At 53.1% G+C, this 17,841-nt stretch carries 19 protein-coding genes; 8 read left to right on the top strand and 11 right to left on the bottom strand.

The genetic code is table 11. The annotated features are described in order from the left end of the window. Window positions 1-108 precede the first annotated feature (108 nt). Both psb28 and JUJ53_RS11130 read left to right on the top strand, forming a co-directional pair. Window positions 109-483: a photosystem II reaction center protein Psb28 gene (gene psb28 / locus JUJ53_RS11125; RefSeq protein ID WP_204152172.1), complete on the top strand. Its 375-nt coding sequence runs from the start codon at window positions 109-111 to the stop codon at window positions 481-483. A gap of 283 nt (window positions 484-766) precedes the next feature. After that, a complete protein-coding gene (locus JUJ53_RS11130; protein ID WP_204152085.1) occupies window positions 767-1,690 on the top strand; it encodes a TIGR01777 family oxidoreductase in 924 nt (307 codons plus the stop codon). Between the two features lie 248 nt (window positions 1,691-1,938). Here the strand turns inward: JUJ53_RS11130 and JUJ53_RS25085 are convergent, their stop codons facing one another. Continuing rightward, entirely contained in the window at window positions 1,939-2,061 is a 123-nt protein-coding gene (locus JUJ53_RS25085) for a hypothetical protein (protein WP_275415757.1), read from the bottom strand. 77 nt (window positions 2,062-2,138) lie between these two features. Here JUJ53_RS25085 and JUJ53_RS11135 point away from each other — a divergent pair, with 77 nt between their 5' ends. After that, window positions 2,139-2,978, top strand: coding sequence for a pentapeptide repeat-containing protein (locus JUJ53_RS11135; RefSeq protein ID WP_204152086.1), 840 nt, complete (start codon window positions 2,139-2,141; stop codon window positions 2,976-2,978). A gap of 56 nt (window positions 2,979-3,034) precedes the next feature. On the opposite strand, the gene JUJ53_RS11140 is transcribed toward JUJ53_RS11135, so the two are convergent. Further along, complete coding sequence (locus tag JUJ53_RS11140) at window positions 3,035-3,979, bottom strand: DNA methyltransferase (protein WP_343327936.1); 945 nt, start codon at window positions 3,977-3,979, stop codon at window positions 3,035-3,037. A 129-nt stretch (window positions 3,980-4,108) separates the two neighbouring features. Between JUJ53_RS11140 and JUJ53_RS11145 the strand changes: the two genes are divergently transcribed. After that, window positions 4,109-4,402 carry a DUF4090 family protein gene (locus JUJ53_RS11145; RefSeq protein ID WP_204152088.1) on the top strand — a complete coding sequence of 98 codons (294 nt, stop codon included), beginning with the start codon at window positions 4,109-4,111 and terminating at the stop codon, window positions 4,400-4,402. 142 nt (window positions 4,403-4,544) lie between these two features. Here the strand turns inward: JUJ53_RS11145 and lpxD are convergent, their stop codons facing one another. Beyond that, window positions 4,545-5,573, bottom strand: a complete 1,029-nt coding sequence (lpxD, locus tag JUJ53_RS11150; RefSeq protein ID WP_204152089.1) for a UDP-3-O-(3-hydroxymyristoyl)glucosamine N-acyltransferase — start codon at window positions 5,571-5,573, stop codon at window positions 4,545-4,547. 125 nt (window positions 5,574-5,698) lie between these two features. Further along, the gene (rlmD, locus tag JUJ53_RS11155) at window positions 5,699-7,099 is read right to left on the bottom strand and encodes a 23S rRNA (uracil(1939)-C(5))-methyltransferase RlmD (protein ID WP_204152090.1); all 1,401 of its coding nucleotides are present in this window, start codon (window positions 7,097-7,099) and stop codon (window positions 5,699-5,701) included. Between the two features lie 119 nt (window positions 7,100-7,218). Between rlmD and JUJ53_RS11160 the strand changes: the two genes are divergently transcribed. Further along, window positions 7,219-8,148, top strand: coding sequence for an FTR1 family protein (locus tag JUJ53_RS11160; protein WP_204152091.1), 930 nt, complete (start codon window positions 7,219-7,221; stop codon window positions 8,146-8,148). An 88-nt stretch (window positions 8,149-8,236) separates the two neighbouring features. On the opposite strand, the gene JUJ53_RS11165 is transcribed toward JUJ53_RS11160, so the two are convergent. The 4 genes from JUJ53_RS11165 to prfB form a co-directional block, all read right to left on the bottom strand. After that, complete coding sequence (locus tag JUJ53_RS11165) at window positions 8,237-8,656, bottom strand: DUF2267 domain-containing protein (protein ID WP_204152092.1); 420 nt, start codon at window positions 8,654-8,656, stop codon at window positions 8,237-8,239. Window positions 8,657-8,928: 272 nt separating this feature from the next. Then, on the bottom strand, window positions 8,929-10,047 hold the full coding sequence (locus JUJ53_RS11170; protein WP_204152093.1) for a PD-(D/E)XK nuclease family protein: 1,119 nt from the start codon (window positions 10,045-10,047) through the stop codon (window positions 8,929-8,931). Window positions 10,048-10,262: 215 nt separating this feature from the next. Then, on the bottom strand, window positions 10,263-10,739 hold the full coding sequence (locus JUJ53_RS11175) for a DUF3592 domain-containing protein (protein ID WP_204152094.1): 477 nt from the start codon (window positions 10,737-10,739) through the stop codon (window positions 10,263-10,265). A gap of 464 nt (window positions 10,740-11,203) precedes the next feature. Continuing rightward, window positions 11,204-12,341 (bottom strand): peptide chain release factor 2 gene (prfB, locus tag JUJ53_RS11180; protein ID WP_343327937.1). Its coding sequence is split into 2 segments (ribosomal slippage): window positions 11,204-12,256 and window positions 12,258-12,341, totalling 1,137 coding nucleotides; the frame shifts between segments, so codons are not numbered across the junction. A 191-nt stretch (window positions 12,342-12,532) separates the two neighbouring features. Between prfB and JUJ53_RS11185 the strand changes: the two genes are divergently transcribed. Both JUJ53_RS11185 and JUJ53_RS11190 read left to right on the top strand, forming a co-directional pair. Continuing rightward, window positions 12,533-13,213, top strand: a complete 681-nt coding sequence (locus JUJ53_RS11185) for an ABC transporter ATP-binding protein (RefSeq protein ID WP_343327938.1) — start codon at window positions 12,533-12,535, stop codon at window positions 13,211-13,213. Continuing rightward, entirely contained in the window at window positions 13,204-13,845 is a 642-nt protein-coding gene (locus JUJ53_RS11190; protein ID WP_204152096.1) for an energy-coupling factor transporter transmembrane protein EcfT, read from the top strand. The genes JUJ53_RS11185 and JUJ53_RS11190 overlap by 10 nt, the downstream gene beginning before the upstream one ends. 193 nt (window positions 13,846-14,038) lie before the next feature. Here JUJ53_RS11190 and JUJ53_RS11195 read toward each other — a convergent pair whose 3' ends face one another. The 3 genes from JUJ53_RS11195 to JUJ53_RS11205 form a co-directional block, all read right to left on the bottom strand. Continuing rightward, window positions 14,039-14,353, bottom strand: a complete 315-nt coding sequence (locus JUJ53_RS11195) for a DUF2499 domain-containing protein (RefSeq protein WP_204152097.1) — start codon at window positions 14,351-14,353, stop codon at window positions 14,039-14,041. An 82-nt stretch (window positions 14,354-14,435) separates the two neighbouring features. Further along, window positions 14,436-15,725 carry an LCP family protein gene (locus tag JUJ53_RS11200; RefSeq protein ID WP_204152174.1) on the bottom strand — a complete coding sequence of 430 codons (1,290 nt, stop codon included), beginning with the start codon at window positions 15,723-15,725 and terminating at the stop codon, window positions 14,436-14,438. A gap of 279 nt (window positions 15,726-16,004) precedes the next feature. After that, window positions 16,005-16,379 (bottom strand): hypothetical protein, encoded by a 375-nt coding sequence (locus JUJ53_RS11205; protein WP_239124981.1) that lies wholly within the window; start codon window positions 16,377-16,379, stop codon window positions 16,005-16,007. Between the two features lie 185 nt (window positions 16,380-16,564). Between JUJ53_RS11205 and dxr the strand changes: the two genes are divergently transcribed. After that, window positions 16,565-17,755: a 1-deoxy-D-xylulose-5-phosphate reductoisomerase gene (gene dxr, locus JUJ53_RS11210; RefSeq protein WP_204152098.1), complete on the top strand. Its 1,191-nt coding sequence runs from the start codon at window positions 16,565-16,567 to the stop codon at window positions 17,753-17,755. The last annotated feature ends 86 nt before the right edge of the window (window positions 17,756-17,841 follow it).

Below are 17,841 nucleotides of genomic sequence, written 5' to 3' on the forward strand. Positions count from 1 at the left end.
AGAGCGATCGCCTCTGAATGAATCGGCAATCCTGTCGATAGTCCCGTCGATGGTTCCCATGTGATCCCCAACACTTTTGTATACTGAGACATGAGTTTGGTATTGACGGTGACATCTTCTACACCTTCCATCGAATTTTTTGAGGGGATCTCGGAAGAGCTGAGTGGCGTCAGTCTCCGCCGCGATCGCCAATCGGGGCTGCGCATCGTGGTGCTGCAGTTCACCCGCCTGAAGTCCATTGAGCAATTCAACAGCTACCGCAAGCGTTTTGCTAAGGCGCTGCGGCTAACGGATGGGGAAGGTACTATCCTCATAGAGCCGTCCTCGGTTCAATTTGTATTTGGTGGCCCGGAAGGTGACGATCTTCAGCGGGTGGAATGCAAAATTGAGCTAGATCAAGAGGAACACTGGGAGCGGTTTCAGCGATTTATGGATGCCTACGCGGCAGCCAATGGCATGGAGTATGGTGAACCGCCTACCTAAAGCAGCATCAAGATGTTCCTTCAACCGGCTACACACCCATTCAACATCTGTGCCCACAAGGTTTAAAACCCTTGCCTGGTAGGGTGCCGTTAGGCGAAGCCGTAACGCACCTCTCATGAGGCTTGGATGCGTTACGCTGTCTTCGGAGGCAAGGGGAATGGGTGAGGTGTTGGGCTACGTCACCCGGCTGGTGTCGCCATATTGTGTTGATCCCCCGAATTTTCCCTGAATAGGGGAGACTGAAAGATAGATTTTCCAGTCCATATTGATAAGGAGTAGGTGCATGAAGGTTGCCATCACGGGTGCAACAGGATTTGTGGGAAGTCGTTTGGTGGAACGACTGAGCCAAGCGGGCCATTCTGTCGTGGTATTCACCCGCAACCTAGGTCATGCTAATCGGGTGTTTCCCTCGTCATCCTTTCCCACAGTTACCAACATTGCCTACACACCAACCCAGGCCGGCGAGTGGCAGCAGGCGATCGCTGGTTGTGATGGCGTGGTGAATTTGGCCGGTGAGCCCATTGCAGAAAGCCGCTGGACGCCGGATCGCAAGCGGATGATTGTGGAAAGCCGCCAACTGACAACCCGTTTGCTGGTGGATGCGATCGCCCAGGCGGATCCGAAACCGTCTGTGTTGGTCAGCGGTTCTGCCATCGGCTACTACGGCACCAGTGAAACCGCGAGCTTTGATGAAACCAGCGGCGCGGGGGATGATTTTCTGGCGCAGGTCTGTCAAGCCTGGGAAGCGGAAGCTATGCGCGTCAAAGCAAGCGGCACGCGGTTGGTGATTCTGCGCACGGGTATTGTGCTTGGGCTAGAGGGAGGAGCGATCGCCAAGATGATTACCCCCTTTCGCCTCTTTGCGGGTGGTCCCTTGGGGACTGGTAAGCAGTGGGTGTCTTGGATCCATCGCGATGACCTTGTGGAGCTGATCATCCAATCGCTCAGCCAGCCAGGCTACGAGGGCGTGCTCAATGCCACTGCTCCCAACCCGGTGCGGATGGCGGAATTTTGTCACGTAATGGGCGAGGCGCTCAACCGTCCATCCTGGCTGCCGGTGCCAGAGATTGCCCTAGAAGCTCTTTTGGGCGATGCTGCCAAGATGGTTTTAGAGGGACAGCAGGTGCTCCCTCAACGAACTCAAGCGGCTGGGTTTCACTATCAGTTTGCAGATATCCAATCGGCACTGCGCGACGTTCTCAGCTAGATCGAGGTTGGGGCTGGGAAGCGATCGCCTTGATCCCCCCAGAGCAGTGATATAGGTCACCAGACATCTCCATCGCTGATACAGTCCCTAGACAAGATAGGTGGAACAATAGAATCGATGGTTTGACCATCTAGTTCATATATGAACCATCTGCCTTGCTCATGCCTCAAATCCTCCGGATTCTCAGCCTTAAGGCTGGAAGCGTGAGTAAATCATCTCATCATCTCCACCTATGCCCGATCCCGTCCTTAGGCTTGGGCGATCGCCCTCGATATCATCCATGACACGGATTCCTGAAGGTGCTTGATCGCACGCATGAGGGTCTGGATGGAAGGAGCGATCGTGGGCCGAGCTTGCGCCGTAGCCACCATGGCAGTTAGCGTCAGAAAACGGGCACCCTAAGGATAGTTAAGGCAATAGATATATTCTTTATGAGAGACAGCGGATCATGCAAGTTGATGAACTGCTGAGCCAGTATGCAGCAGGGGAACGAGATTTTCGCGAAATTAGCTTAGTGGGTCAAAACCTGAAGGGGCATGATCTCAGCGGCATTAATCTTCGTCGAGCCAATCTCAGCGGAGCAGACCTGAGTGGTGCTAATCTCAGCATGGCGAACCTCCGGGAAGTGAATCTTTTTGGGGCAAATCTCAATCAAGCCAATTTGATTGAAACGAACCTGATTGGTGCAGACCTCACCCAAGCCAAACTGGTTGAAGCTAATCTCACGGGTGCTGGACTGCGAGGCACACGCCTGATTCAGGTGAATATGAGCCGCAGTATTTTACAAGATGCCAATTTAGGGGAAGCTAGCTTGAACAAGGCGACGTTGCTAGCCGCTAATCTGCGTGATGCTTGCCTCAATCGCACCAAGTTGATTGACACAAACCTCACGGATGCCATTCTGGAATCTGCTAATTTGAGCAACGCTATTTTGACCGGCGCTATTCTCCGAGGTGCCAAGCTGATTGATGCCATCCTGCAAGGAGCCAATCTTGATGAGGCCAATTTAGAAGATTCTGACCTGCGTCGGGCGCGCTTTACGGGCGCGAGCTTGCTGAATACCGTCCTGCGATCGGCTAATATGCGCGGTGTTAACCTCAACTGGACGTCCATGCGCGGGGTAGATTTAACCGGGGCGAATTTGCATCGTGCTTCCCTAAGCTGGGCCAACTTGAGTGAAGCGAACCTCACCGATGCGATTTTGATTAGCGCTAATCTCAACCAGGTGAATCTTCACAATGCGATTCTCACGGGCACGATGATGCCCAATGCGATCGCCCATGAGTAGGCTAACGCTTGCTAACTCCTAGAGGGAAGCTAGGGGGGCGATCGCTCCCGGTTAGCTCAATCCGGTGGCGGTGAGGAATTGCGTTCCCAGAAGACTTGGTGGGTAAAACCTTGAATGGCGGGGTGGTGGTCGGCTAGTTCCAGCCGTCGTTCGGTTAACAGGCAGTAGTCTAGATTGCGATCGATGCCCAGATACTGCCGTCCCAATTTTTTGGCGACCACCGAGGTGGTGCCACTGCCCACAAATGGATCCAAGATGACTTGACCGGGTTGGCTACTCGCTAACACCAGTTTGGCGATCAGCTTTTCGCTTTTTTGGGTGGGATGGTCGGTATTTTCGGGCATCGACCAAAAGGGAATGGTGATATCGCTCCAAAAATTAGAGGGATGGGTATCGCGAAAATTGCCATCGTCGGTTGCCTGCCAGTCTTTGGGTTGGCCATCCGCATGGCGGTAGGGCGCTAGGACTCGCCGCCGGAGCTTGACGGCATCGACGCAGAAGGTGTAGCGATCGCTGACGGTGCAAAACCAAATATCTTCGCTCGCATTTTTCCAATTTTTCTTGGCACCTCGCCCCTTTTCCCGCTCCCAGGTGATGCGATTGCGGACGACAAAATAGTCGGCGGCGACAGCAAAAATTGAGGTTGAGGAACGCCAATCGCCGCAGATATACAGGCTAGCAGTTGGCTTCAGCAGGGGTATGAAGGCCAAAACCACCTGTCGTAGCCAGGCGGTATAGTCTTCAACGCGTTGCTGGGTGAACTGGTAGCCGTGGAAATTTTTGGTGAGGTTATAGGGCGGGTCGAGAATGAGTAGATCGACTGACTGGTGCGGCATCTGGGAGGCGAGCTGGAGGCAATCGCCCCAGAGGGTACCCATGGGCAAGGGGGCTTGAGGCGATAGGGCAGCAGCATCCAGCAGGCGGGGCTGGAGGCGATCGCGATCGCTCTCGGTGAGAACCAGGGTTCGATTCATGGGCCCCCGAGGTTGAGGTTCAGCCATAGGCATATCTCCGCTGCACACCGTGGATCTGAGGGCGATCGCTGGGTTGATCTGTCCCCAATTTCGACTACGCTAAACACTAACGGGCGTCCGACCCATTGTTTATAGACCCTTAACCAGAATTGAACCATGTCTTCCGATCTTCAACAAACGACCGGTGCCGATGCTGTGGATACAGCGATCGCTGCAGGCATTGATTTTGATGGCAGTCCAATCCCCACGGCGAAGCTAGATCTTTACACCACCGTCATGGGCTATGAGTCTAACCGGCAGCGCAGTGGTGTGAGCAATACGATGCGATCGCGGATTGTGCGGATTGGTGCGAAACATCTGCCCCAGGCGGAGTTGAACCAAAAGTTAATCGATGCAGATTTTGCGCCGCTCAAGGATAAGGAAATCGCGTTTTACTACGGCGGTAAATAGAGGGGCAGAGGCCGTTCGAGGCTTTCGCAGGGGAAGTCGGATCGGTACGGCATGGTTGAGATATGCCAGACTGCGCCCGGCTCTCTCCTCATATCCTGATTGGAATTCCTGACCTGATTGGAATTCCTAATTGAGAGCCTGCCTACTTGAGTTGACGGCGAATTTCCCGTAGGGATTGGTACATGTCCGGTAGACGATTGTATACGGCGGAAATTTTGAGCCAGAGACGGTTGGGAATGGCTGGATAGCCGGAGACGATCGCTCCTGGTTCCACATCGCGGTGGACGCCGGTCTGGGCCGTGGCGATCGCGCCATCACCGATGGTCACCTGGTTGGCAATGCCCACCTGTCCTGCCAAAATCACCCGATTGCCCACCTTGACGCCGCCCGCTAGACCCACTTGGGCCGCCATGGCACAAGCTTCGCCAATCTGACAGCCGTGGGCCACATGCACCAAATTATCGAGTTTGGTATGGCGGCGGATGCGGGTTTCGCCAACAGCGGGACGATCGACCGCCGAGTTGCAGCCAATTTCTACCCCATCTTCCAAGACCACCTGCCCCGACTGCTCCATCTTGAACCAGCCCTCGGCCGTGGGGACAAAGCCAAAGCCTTCTGCCCCAATGCAGGCACCGCTATGGATGACGCAGTCGGTTCCTAGGATGGTGCGTTCATGGATGACGCAGTTGGCATGGAGGAGGGAGCGATCGCCAATCTGCACCCCCGGATAGACGACGACGTTGGGATGGATGCACACGCCGTCTCCCAAACGCACGCCAGCCTGAATCACCACATGGGCTCCGATGGACACCCCCTCTCCGAGCTGTACCGATGGATCAATGACGGCGCTGGGATGAATGCCAGGGGCGGGCTTGAAGGGTTGGTAAAAAAGAGCGATCGCCTGGGCAAAGGCAAGACGGGGTTGGGGAACGCTCACCCAAGCCAATTGGCGGGCATCGGCAGCCGCCTGCAAGGCCTCATTCATGGGCAAAATCAAGGCGCTGGCCTGGGTGGTGGCAATCTGAGCGGCGAAGGTTTCGCCTTCGATGTAGCTCAGTTGTCCGGGTTGGGCTTCGTCAATGGCCGCCACACCGCTGATCTCCGGATCCTGGGCAGTAGTGTGCTGGGACTGGAGATGCTGGGCAATTTGGCTCAGGTTGATCGTGGGCATGGCAAAACATCACACTGGTCAACGACATTACTCATCTTCCCCTGATCCAGGGACATTCAGGGGAATTAGCGGGAGAGTGCGCCACAGGTCAGATCGATAGCGTGGCGCGACCTCTCTCCCTGGTTTCAACGCCGTACCAGAAAGGCCGCGCATTCAATATGAGCGGTTTGGGGGAAGAAATCCACGGGCTGCACGCGGGCCAGGCGATAGCCGCTTTCACAAAGCCGCATTAGGTCGCGGGCGAGGGTGGCGGGGTTGCAGCTCACGTAGACAATCCGCTCGGGCATCACCTCCAGTAAGGTTTCGAGCACGAACGGGTCACAGCCGCGTCGGGGCGGATCAAGCAGGATCACGTCTGGGGCCGCGGAGAGCGATCGCACCGTTTCTGCGAGTAACCGCTCTGCCGAGCCAGCGAGGAAAACGGTGTTGGCAATACCGTTGAGGATGGCATTATCCTGGCCCTGCTCTGCGGCCTCCGGCTGTAGCTCAATGCCAATCACGGATTCGGCCTGTTGGGCGATCGACAGGGTTAGGGTACCAATCCCGCAGTAGACATCCACAATGCGCTCTGTGCCAGTTAGGGCCAGTTCCTCCAGGATGACATTCAGCAGCGCCTCGGCTTGCTCGGTATTAACTTGGAAAAAGGTGGTGGACTGGATATGGAAGGTCAGATTGGCAAACTGTTCCGTTAGATAATGCTGCCCGGCTACACAGCGGGTCTCGGGGCCAAAAATGGCATTGGTGCGATCGCCATTCAGGTTCACACAGACGCCCACTAGGTCTGGGTAGCGGTTGAGCCATTGGTGGGCCTGTTCCTCAATGCCAGGAATATCCCAATCGGTGGACACCAGGGTCAGCAACAGTTCCCCCGTGCGTCGCCCAATGCGGAAGCTGACGTGACGCAGAAGGCCACGATGGGGCTTTTCGCGATAGATGGGCCAGCCGCGCCGCTGAATATCTTGCTTGATCTCGGCCAGGAGGGGATTTAAGCGCTCGTCCTGGACGGGACATTGGTTGAGGTTGACCAAGCGATGGCTACCCTTTTGGTAGTAGCCCGCCTGCACCTTCTCGCCAGACATGGCTAGGGGATAGGTGACTTTATTGCGATAGGCCAGGGGGGCAGAGGGTAGGGGTTGATCCACCGGCGGATGTTCTAAGCCGCCAATGCGTTCTAGGGCCTGCACCACCTGTTGATACTTCGACTGAAGCTGCTGTTCATAGCTGACTACCTGCCACTGACAGCCGCCGCATTTATCCGCCACAATGCAGGCTGGCCGCACTCGATGGGGCGATGGGGTGATCACCTTGCGCAGCTTGCCATGGGCATATTGGCGCTTGACCCGCACCAGCCGCACCTCCGCCTGGTCTCCGGGAACGCTGTCGGGCACAAAGACGACCCGACCCTGCCAGCGTCCGACCCCGTCGCCTCCGGAACTGAGGTCGTCAATGTCTAGGGAAATGAGGTCGCCCTGCTGCCAATCGGGCGCGGGGGTTGGGTCTAATTCGGACGGCTGTAGGTCTACCAAAATGCGATCGCTCCTGTGGGACTTGAGCGGTGGACCAATAGACCACCCTCAAACTCGTTACAATATCTTACGGGACTGGGGCCATGCCCCCATGCCATAAAATCTCAGAATTTACTAGTATGACCGATCTGACAGCGGCCTTGCCGACTTTTGTGATTACATTGCGTGAAGGTGTGGAAGCAGCGCTGGTGGTGGGCATTGTCATGGCCTACTTACAAAAGGCCAATCAGTCGCGCCTCCATGGCTGGGTCTATGGCGGCATTGGGGCAGGGGTGGCAGGCAGCCTTGTAATCGGTGCGCTGCTGCTCTCGTTGCTGACCAAGCTATCTCAGGCGGAGCAGGGCTATGGAGCGATCGCTAAACCGGCGTTAGAAGGTGGATTTGAGCTGGCGGCGATCGCCCTTCTGAGCTGGATGTTAATTTGGATGACCCAGCAGGCCAAGTCGATGAAGGCGGATGTGGAAGGAGCCATTTCCAGCGCCGTCGATCGTACAGGGCTAGCCGCTGGATGGAGCGTATTTTCGCTAATTGCCATCGCGGTTCTGCGGGAAGGCTTTGAGACGGTGCTGTTCATTGCGGCCAAGTTTCAGCAGGGCTGGGTGCCGGTGGCGGGAGCGATCGCTGGCCTAGCCGGTGCGGTGGTGATCGGTACCCTGTTGTTTCAACTGGGCATCAAGATTAACCTGCGGCGCTTTTTCCAGGTGATGGGGGTCTTGCTGTTGCTGATTGTGGCCGGTCTCGTCGTTTCGGCTTTACGACATCTAGATGCGGCGCTACAGCTTTTATCTCTCTACGATCCCGCCTGGTCAAATCTCTGTGCCCCCGGTGGTGCCTGTCTTCTAGGGCCACAAGTCTGGGATCTGAGCCAGATTCTTCCCGATCGCCAATTTCCCGGTATCTTACTCAAAGCATTTTTTGGCTATACCCAAACGCTGTATCTGGCCCAAGCGATCGCCTATGTTGGATTTTTATCTACAGTAGGGTTAACCTATCTTCAGGGCGCTATGGGCTGGGGGCGATCGCCTAAGTCAAAACAAGCATCACCATGACCGGACAGCGATCGCTCCCAATCCAGGCATTGTTTCCTCAACGTTAAGCAATGACACAGGGTGAAGCAGCCGTCAGGTAGAGCATATTTTATACTTGCCAGAAATCTATTGCCCCTTCTGGTAATTGAGCAAGTACGTGATCAAAGGCTTTTTCATCCACATGTCGTCTCAGAGCAGCGGCTACATCTTTAATGGCGGTTTCAGTCGAAAAATTATGGTCCTCCCGCAATGATCTGACGTCTCTCATCATCTCTTCACGATCTGCAAAGGACTTTTGCGGTTCTTTCGTATCCCAATCGGTCACAAAAAGTGCCCTCAAGCAAATTGGCAGTACGTTCGCAAATAATATGGCATCTTCAATGGAAAGCCTGCAGCGAAACGTCTGAAAGACGCCTTGTGTCATGGTGTAGGTTACATGGGTACTCCAGAGGCTGGCTGTGTCACGTGCATCTACCAGATAATGATAAAAGTCATCTGAAGCACGCTGGTATTCTGCAGGTACTGGCATACTATCCTCCTTTATATTTGAGAGGCCCTAGGCTAGGTTTTATTCATATGAGTAGCTATATTTTCATGGACTTCCAGATCTTCTGTTAAGTTCCAAGGGTAAATTTTTAGTTTGTTCATCATGCTCTCCTATGCTTCTTGAGCCAAAACCAGGGCTGTTTTGGCGTTGCTGGAGGCGATAGAATTTTCGCTAAGAAACCGTGGGCAAGACGCTCACACTCGCAGTTCATTCACAATCTAAGGTTATGTTCACCTTACTCCCATAACGATTTGTTAGGTATCTGGTAACCCATCATCAGAGTTTTCTCCATTGTCTTGAATTGCTACCCAAGGAAGGCTTGAATACTGATCTTTGATATTTTCTAACTCATCGAGTGCCTGCAGGAAAAATCTTTTGATCGCTACCACATGGTCTTCTTCAGAAAGAAAATCCTGCAAACTTTTTTCTCGAACTATTCCTGCCCAGTCTTTTGAGCTATCTAAGCTATAACCTTTCCAGCCATATTGTTCGCAAATATCTTTCATTGCTTCAATAATTTCTGCTCGACGATGGGAATTAGGATCTACTTCAAGTACGAGACGTACTGTTGGGTAATCAGTTAAATGTGATGTCTTGAGAATAAAACCTAGTCCGCACCACCATCTTCCACTTGGCATCGAGGCAGTCATTAAATACCGCCCATGCCATTGAATCTGGGTAAGTGCGGTAGACTTTTGCTTAATGGCTCCTAAAACTTTCTTAAAGCGTTGACTCACTTCCCCCCACATTGTCTCATCCATCAGTTCTAGTGATTTCGTGAAATTTGCTAGCGTAATCACGTCAATAGAGGAGAACTGGTTGTTATGTGCCATGCGATACTCACTCATAAATATCATAATTTCTTGAACAAGCATTGTATCTGCTTGAGTTTTCAAAAACCGATAGAACTGATGCCATCTCAGTTGCCTGAACTGAACGGTAGGTTGAGCAATAGTCTTGAACACATCTGCTTGAGCTTTCGGATCGAAATCACGAGTGATGTACAAAAGAAATTTGTGCTGGAACCCTGGAATTCCATGCAAAATCTCTGCATACCTTGAAAGCTGCTTGTCGCCTTCCTGAGAGCCAATTTTACTCTCAATAAAGATGATGCTACGACGTTGAGTATCAGCTAGCTCAATTACGATATCAGGGCGGCTACCCAAACGATGGCTATCAAGAGGCTCAAACTTTCTTTGTGTTGAAACATAGGCATCCAAATCAATGCTTGTATCCAATATGTTTAAATGGTTGAGCCAAGCATAGAGAATTTCCTTGTCTGTGCTGAAGAGGTAAGCGACTAACTCAGTGAAGAAATCTTCTAGCGGGATATTACCGGTATTGAGATTCAGGAGCCGACTGAAAAGCGCCACGAGTATTCACCTATGTTTTACTCTCAAAGAGTAAGTTTACTGTACTACTTTGACTAGCACCTCAAACTACCTAATTGTGACGACTTGCCTTAAGGAGGTTGAGTTATGAGCATGGTGCGTTCCCAAAAAACTACCAGTGGTGTGCTAGGAATTACAGTAGGGAACACACCCTACAAGATCAGCGATCGCACTTGTTAGCCTGTGCGGAACGACCATTAACTGTAGAGTGACGCAATGAATGCCCGCGACGGATTCTTAGGATCAACGATCAGAGTGATTTCATCTCCATTTTGAAGCCGAGTTGTTTTGCGATTTTTCCAGATCGCGTTGCCTGATTGATATGTTTGCCCTTTGTGCTGGTACTCGTACTCCACGCGGCCACGATCTTTGAAAAAGGTAATGCTTTGAATATGACCTTTGACCTCCGGGCCGACTCGGATAACTCGCTTAATGTCATCGATACGCTTCGCAGCGAGCCAGCCAAGCAGCAGAGTGACGATAACTGCAACGACGATCAGAATCATCATCATTGTGGAATCAACTTCGACCGTGCCTCCGCCCCGGCGTTTTGGAAGAAAGCCGAAAATGCCTCCGCCGATGGCAGCGACCCATATAACGCCGATGCATATCAGCATCAGTAGCGATGGATAGTCGTTTTTGAGAATGCGACCGGTAGACACTTTACGGAGCATATGACGAATTAACCTTGAAAGGCTAACTATTGTTTATACTGAACACCTTCTCTTTTATCGTTATCAACCCTCACGATTGAGGCAACTAGCTAGATCATCGTTGAATATCGCCTTCACCAAGATGGACTAGGCTGAATATTGTCTGGATAGCTACTCTTTCTGGGGTGTTATGTAGATTTTGATCAGCCTATTATGCCGCTTTTAGGGTTTTCTAACGAGCAGGCTCTTAATAAAAGCCTAATTCATATAGTTATACATAACATGCTCGCAATATTACAGCTGTTGAAGGGTGTTATGCAGATCGTTCAACAAAGCTTTACAGTCAGTGTAAACCTGAGGAGTACAGTAATGTCTGACCCAGAAAACTCCTTAAACAAGTTCACGATGTGATCCGCCTAAATATGATGCCAGCCAAACCAAGTAAACTCAGGTCGGCTGGCATAGAGATTGTACCGATAGATTGACTAGACAGAGCTAGATGCTTCCACCATCTGATTTTCTTGGCGCAGATAGGCTTCGATAAACGGATCTAAGTCACCGTTCATCACATCATCAATGGCAGTCGTTTCCACATTGGTGCGCACATCTTTCACCATTTGGTAGGGATGGAACACATAGTTGCGAATTTGGTTGCCCCAGGCTGCTTCCACCATGTCGCCACGAATATCAGAGATTTCCTTAGCTCGCTGTTCTTGGGCAATTACCAAGAGTCTGGCCGTCAGTAATGCCAGGGCTTTTTCCTTATTCTGGAGCTGCGATCGCTCTTGGGTGCAGCGAACGGCTAAACCACTGGGAATATGGACAATCCGCACTGCCGTTTCTACTTTGTTGACGTTTTGACCGCCCTTACCGCCAGAACGAGTGGTGGTAATTTCTAAATCCTTCTCAGGAATATCGAGGGTCACCGATTCATCCAACATCGGCATCACTTCCACACCCGCAAAGCTGGTTTGGCGTTTATCGTTGGCATTGAACGGCGAAATCCGTACCAGGCGATGGGTGCCTTTCTCCGCCTTCAAGTATCCGTAGGCGTAGCGTCCTTCAACTTCTAGAGTGACCGACTTAATGCCCGCCTCATCCCCTTCAGATAATTCTGCTAACTGCACCTTATAGCCATGCTGCTCTGCCCAGCGGGTGTACATACGCAGCAGCATTTCTGCCCAGTCCTGAGCATCGGTGCCGCCAGCCCCGGCGTTGATACTCAAGACCGCGCCGTTTTGGTCGTATTCTCCAGACAAGAGTTGCTGCAGTTCCCACTGATCGAGCGCTTTTTGCAAGGTCTGGGCGGTGGCGCAGGCTTCTTCTAGCAGGGCATCGTCGGGCTCCACGCTCAACAACTCTAGGACGGCTTGGGCATCCTCTAGCTGCGATCGCCATTGGTCGAGCTGATCGAGATGGGATTTACAGTCGTTTAATTCTTGCAGCGTGCGCTGGGCACGGGTTTGATCATCCCAGAAGTCTGGCTGGGAGGCAATCTGCTCTAGATCGTGGATTTTGGCCGTCAGAGCAGGGACGTCAAAGATAGTCCTGGGTTTTACCCAGGCGTAGCGACAAGGTGTCAAGATCTCGCTTGAGGTCTTGGGTATTGAGCAGAGAAATCATAGCGGCGTTTTGTCGAAGTCGAATGTCATCAAGTATTTTATTGTAAAGCATGGATGCGATCGCCGTCTGCTGGAAACCATCTCAGGCGACCTCCATCGATCACCTTAAGCTAGGAGCGATCGCTCTGGGCCCATTGCCCGATAGCATAGAGTAGTTGAGGCATGGGTTAGGGTCTGGGATGGGAGGGTTGGGTGATTGAGCTATGCGGGGTGAGCCATGCATTTGGCGATCGCCGAGTGTTGCACGACATTACCGTCACGCTGACGGAACCGCGCATTGGGGTGATTGGCAGCAATGGTTCTGGCAAGAGCACCTTTGCCCGCTTGCTGAATGGGTTGATTGTGCCAGATGCGGGCTGGGTGCGGGTGGATGGTCTGGATACGCGCCACCAGGCTAAGGCGGTGCGGCGGCAGGTGGGGTTTGTATTCCAAAATCCCGATCATCAAATTATTTTACCGACCGTGGCGGAAGACCTAGCCTTTGGGTTGACGAATCTGAAAATGAAGCGCGCCGAGATTCAGCAGCGAGTGGATGCCATGCTGATTCAGTATGGATTGAAGGACTGGCGCGACCATCCGGCCCATTTGCTGAGCGGCGGACAAAAGCAACTGTTGGCGATCGCTGCTGTTTTAATTATGCAGCCTAGGTATTTGATTTTCGATGAACCCACGACCCTACTCGATCTACGCAACCGCAATCATATCCGTCGTATTTTATGGAATCTATCCCAACCGATCGTCGTGGTTTCCCATGACCTCGATCTACTCCAGGATTTCGATCGCATCCTGCTGTTTGATAACGGGCAAATTGTGATGGACGCACCGCCGGCGATCGCCCTCCCGGCCTACGTGGAGCAGATGACATGGCTCTAGGTCTCTACGTGCCCAGGCGATCGCCCATCCATGCCTTACCCGCAGGAGTGAAGGTTTTGGGTCTAGCGATTGCTGGTATGGGCCTGTTTTTTGTGCAGGATTGGCTTATCTTACTCGGAGTTGTGGGGCTGGTGATCACCCTGATGGCGATCGCTCACCTGCCAGGACGAAGCATCTGGCAACAACTGCGGCCGCTGGTTGTCATTGTCTTAGCGATTGTGGTGCTGCATGGAGTGCTGACGAGCTGGCAGATAGGACTGGCGATCGCTCTCCGGCTTTTGGCGTTGGTGGGTTTGGCGATTGTGGTGAGCAGCACAACTAAGGTTTCAGATATGCTAGCGCTGCTAGAACGCTGGCTGTCACCGTTGCGCCATATCGGCATCAATCCAGCCCAAGTCAGCTTAGTGATCGCCATCGCGATTCGGTTTATCCCTGTTCTACTGGAACAACTCCAGGCTATCCAAGAAGCCCAGCAAGCCCGAGGATGCGATCGCCACCCCGTTCGTCTCCTCGTGCCTTTGCTTATCCGAATGCTGTATCTAGCTCGCGATCTGACGGATGCCTTGGAGGCTAGGGGCTATGATCCTCAGGATTCCGCAGAATCATCCTCGATTGAGAAAGGCGATCGCTAAACACTTGTCCAACATGTAAACAAATATCCCTATTAAAAGGTAAGATGAGTTAATATCAGTAGAATGCGTTAGGCGAAGCCGTAACGCATGAAAAGCTCACAAGACAGTAGTTGCAGCCATATCTAACAACACCCTGCAACAAGATTGAGTCCACCTGCTGGGAGATGTCTCAAGCAGACTGGCCACAGCGATCTTACGAACTAGGCGGCGTGGTCAACTTTGCCGATCGCCAGATCCACCAAGCCGCAGCGCAGACCGTTGAATTACCCACCACCGTCATGGCCGCCTGTAGCGTCACCAGCCATTCGAGATTCAGCGGGTTATCAAAAAAGTGCCAGGTACAGGCACACATCGCGCTCACTAACAGAGGCAACATGGCGATCGCCAGATAGCGCCATGCTGGATTTTGGCTAACGCCGCTGTAGACCCAAATGAGCCAAATGGCGACGATCCACTCAATCACACTAGAAACATGAATAATCCAGGTGGGAATTGAAAGCGCGTGCATGGCAGACCAACGTAATACATCTGTCGTCTATTGTGCCAGGTTTTGCAGCAGGCTGGCTTTCGATCCCCCTGGGGTCGTCTAACTAGGGGCGATCGCTTTCCAACCAATCCTCGCCCACCCGAATCGTAATGTCCGAATCCAGCACGCCGGTGCTTTCCACTCGCACATCGCCAAAGCCCAGCACCCGCTGCAGCTCTTCAGCACTTTGGGTATCGCCCTGCTGAACGATAATCCGGGTGGTTGCAAGGGGTTCTGTAGAATTGGCTTCCAGATAAGCATTGTCATAGCCAGCATCGTAGAGCTTATCAAGCAGGCGGCTGACGCTGCGCGGTCGCCCCATTGTGTCTTGGATGGCAATGCGTAGACGACGTGGTTCTACCAGATCCTGTGATTGCCCTCGCACAAAATATTGATCCACCATGGCATCAATGGCGTTGTAGTTGGGCAGCCAATAGCTCAGCTCATACTCACCGGATAGACTAAAATCACCGGGCAGCATCAGCATTTGCACATCCGATCGCTGGGTTGTGCTTGCAAAACCCACCAGCGCCACTGTCTCTTCCACCGTGAGATTGGTATCAATATTGTCTTGAATGACCGACAAAATTCTCGGCATCCGCGCTAGGGTCACCGGACTGAGGGTTTGCTCGATCAAGGCACCCATAAAGGCTTGCTGCCGCTGCACGCGACCAATATCGCCATACTGGTCATAGCGGAATCTAAGGAACTGCATGGCCTGCTCACCATCTAAATGCTGCTCCCCTTCTTCTAGGTTGATATAAAGGTGCTGGCTATCGTCTTGATAGCGCATATCTTGCGGCACATAGACCGTCACACCGCCGAGGGCATCAATCAGCTTTTCCACACCCTGAACGTTGATGCGCACGTAGCGATCGATGCTGATATCGCCCAGCAGGTAGCTGACGGAGCGAGCCGCTAGGGCTGGGCCACCATAGGCGTTGGCGTCGTTGAGCTTGGTCACTCCCACACCGTCCACAAAGGTGCGGGTATCGCGGGGTAGGGAAAGTACCGTGACGGTGTTATCTCTAGGGTCAAATCGCACCAGCATCATGGTGTCTGAGAGACCATCAAAGGAGTTGACCAAGGCGTGATAGCCCAAGTCGCGCACTTCCGGCGGTGGATTCTCGACGTCGGAACTCAGAACTTTTACACCTAGGACAAGAATGTTGACCGGGCGGGTGAGCTTGGGCAATTGAAAGGTTTCGCCGCTGGAAATACCGTCTTGGTCAAAGGCATCAGCATCTTCCGGGCTGAGTTGGCTTTGTAGCAAAGGTGTACTGGCTAGGGTTGCCGCCAAGAAGGCTCCGGCTGTCGCTGAAACGATCGCGACACCGACGAGACCCGACGCCATCCATAGCCATCGCCACCGACGAGACTTGGGCGATCGCGTTGAAAATCGTTTAGACCCCTGAGATGAATGAGAGTGTTTCTGTGGAGACACGATGTCCTCGATCGAGAATCTAATGCTACAGCTTACGTAAGTTTATTGAAAATATCCATAAGTTGGATCCAGGACATCGAATGCATTCAGAACCTACCATCTTTCAGCAACCCATTCCGCTCAACTTGCCGGGCGGGGGCTAACTGCGGTGGATGAGACTGCCATCGCTATTGAATCCTGTTCAGCCCATTAAGGCAAGCGATCGCCAATATCACTGACGCCGGGCAACCATAATGGTTTACGTTGCCACACCCGCAGCATCAGCCAAAAACTGGTGAGAAAGTAGCCGGAGGTGACCACGCTATTGGCTAGCAGCAGCGAGAAGGAGAGGTTGGCAGAACTCTGGGCCCCAGCTCCCAGCAAGGCGTAACTGAGCACCCAGCCTAGGGCTAGCACCACGGAAAGGCGACTGGCAATCTGCTGGCGGCGATCGCCCTGTTGTCGGTAGAGCGCCCAGAGGGCTGGAAAGAAGCCCATGACGGGAATGAAGTAGATGAAAAGCTGTAGTCGTTGCAGGTCGCGCTCGTTAAACGGGTCAGCATTGCGGGTCATACCAGGAGTCATCCGTGAGAAACGCCTATATCTCTATGGTAGAAGCGACGGGCGGATCTTTGGGAGATTGGATCGAACTGGGGATCAAGCTAGGGGATCGAGGTCGATCGTTGCCAATCCTTAAAAAATTCCTTGCACTCAAGGTATCCGCGACATTTTATAGTGGAGAGGCCGCTCACCCATAAGATTAAGATATTGTGAAAGCTATTACCCTGCTTGGATCCACCGGGTCAATTGGGACGCAAACCCTGGATATTGTGCATCAGTATCCAGAGCAATTTCGGATTGTGGGGCTTGCTGCCCGGCGCAATGTGGAGATGCTGGCCGCCCAAGTGCGCCAATTTAAGCCCGAAATTGTGGCCATCTGTGCCGCTGACAAATTGCCCGAACTCCAAGCAGCGATCGCTGACCTCGATCCCCAGCCGATTATTTTGGCGGGCGAGGAAGGCGTGGTGGAAGTAGCTCGCTACGGCGATGCGGAGGCGGTGGTCACGGGTATCGTCGGCTGTGCTGGCCTGCTGCCCACCTTAGCGGCCATTGAAGCGGGCAAAGACATTGCCTTGGCTAATAAGGAAACCTTGATTGCGGGTGGCCCTGTGGTGTTGCCCTTGGTGAAGAAGCATGGCGTCAAGCTGCTGCCTGCGGATTCGGAGCATTCTGCCATCTTCCAATGTTTGCAGGGCGTTCCTGTCGGTGGACTACGGCGCATTGTTTTAACGGCATCCGGCGGTGCTTTCCGCGATTGGCCCGTAGATCGACTGCCCACGGTGAAGGTTGCCGATGCGCTTAAGCACCCCAACTGGTCTATGGGGCCCAAAATCACCATCGACTCCGCTACCTTGATGAACAAGGGGTTAGAGGTGATTGAAGCCCACTACCTATTCGGGCTCGACTATGATCATATCGATATCGTCATTCATCCCCAAAGCATTATTCACTCCCTGATTGAAGTGCAGGATACCTCCATGCTGGCCCAGCTCGGTTGGCCCGACATGCGTCTGCCCTTGCTCTATGCCCTCTCCTGGCCCGAGCGCCTGTATACCGATTGGAAACCGCTGGATTTGGTGAAAGCTGGCGACCTGACGTTCCGAGAGCCGGATCATCAGAAATATCCCTGTATGCAGCTAGCCTACGCCGCTGGTCGCGCCGGTGGTTCCATGCCCGCCGTACTCAATGCTGCCAATGAGCAGGCCGTGGCGCTGTTTATCGATGAGCAGATCCAGTTCCTCGACATTCCCAGGGTGATTGAGGCGGTGTGCGATCGCCACCAAGCCCACAACTTGGCCACGCCCACGTTGGATGACATTCTGGAAGCCGACCGATGGGCCCGCCAAGAAGCGATCGCCGTCTGTGGAGCGATCGCCTCCCAATCCGTCGTCCTCACCTAGCGATCGCCGTCTGTGGGTGGGGATCGCTAGCCATCCCTCCCCACAACTTCTAGCGGAAATCTTAAAAATCTAGCACCTTGCCTCCA

The sequence above is a fragment of the Leptolyngbya sp. CCY15150 genome, assembly GCF_016888135.1.
GTDB lineage: Bacteria > Cyanobacteriota > Cyanobacteriia > RECH01 > RECH01 > RECH01.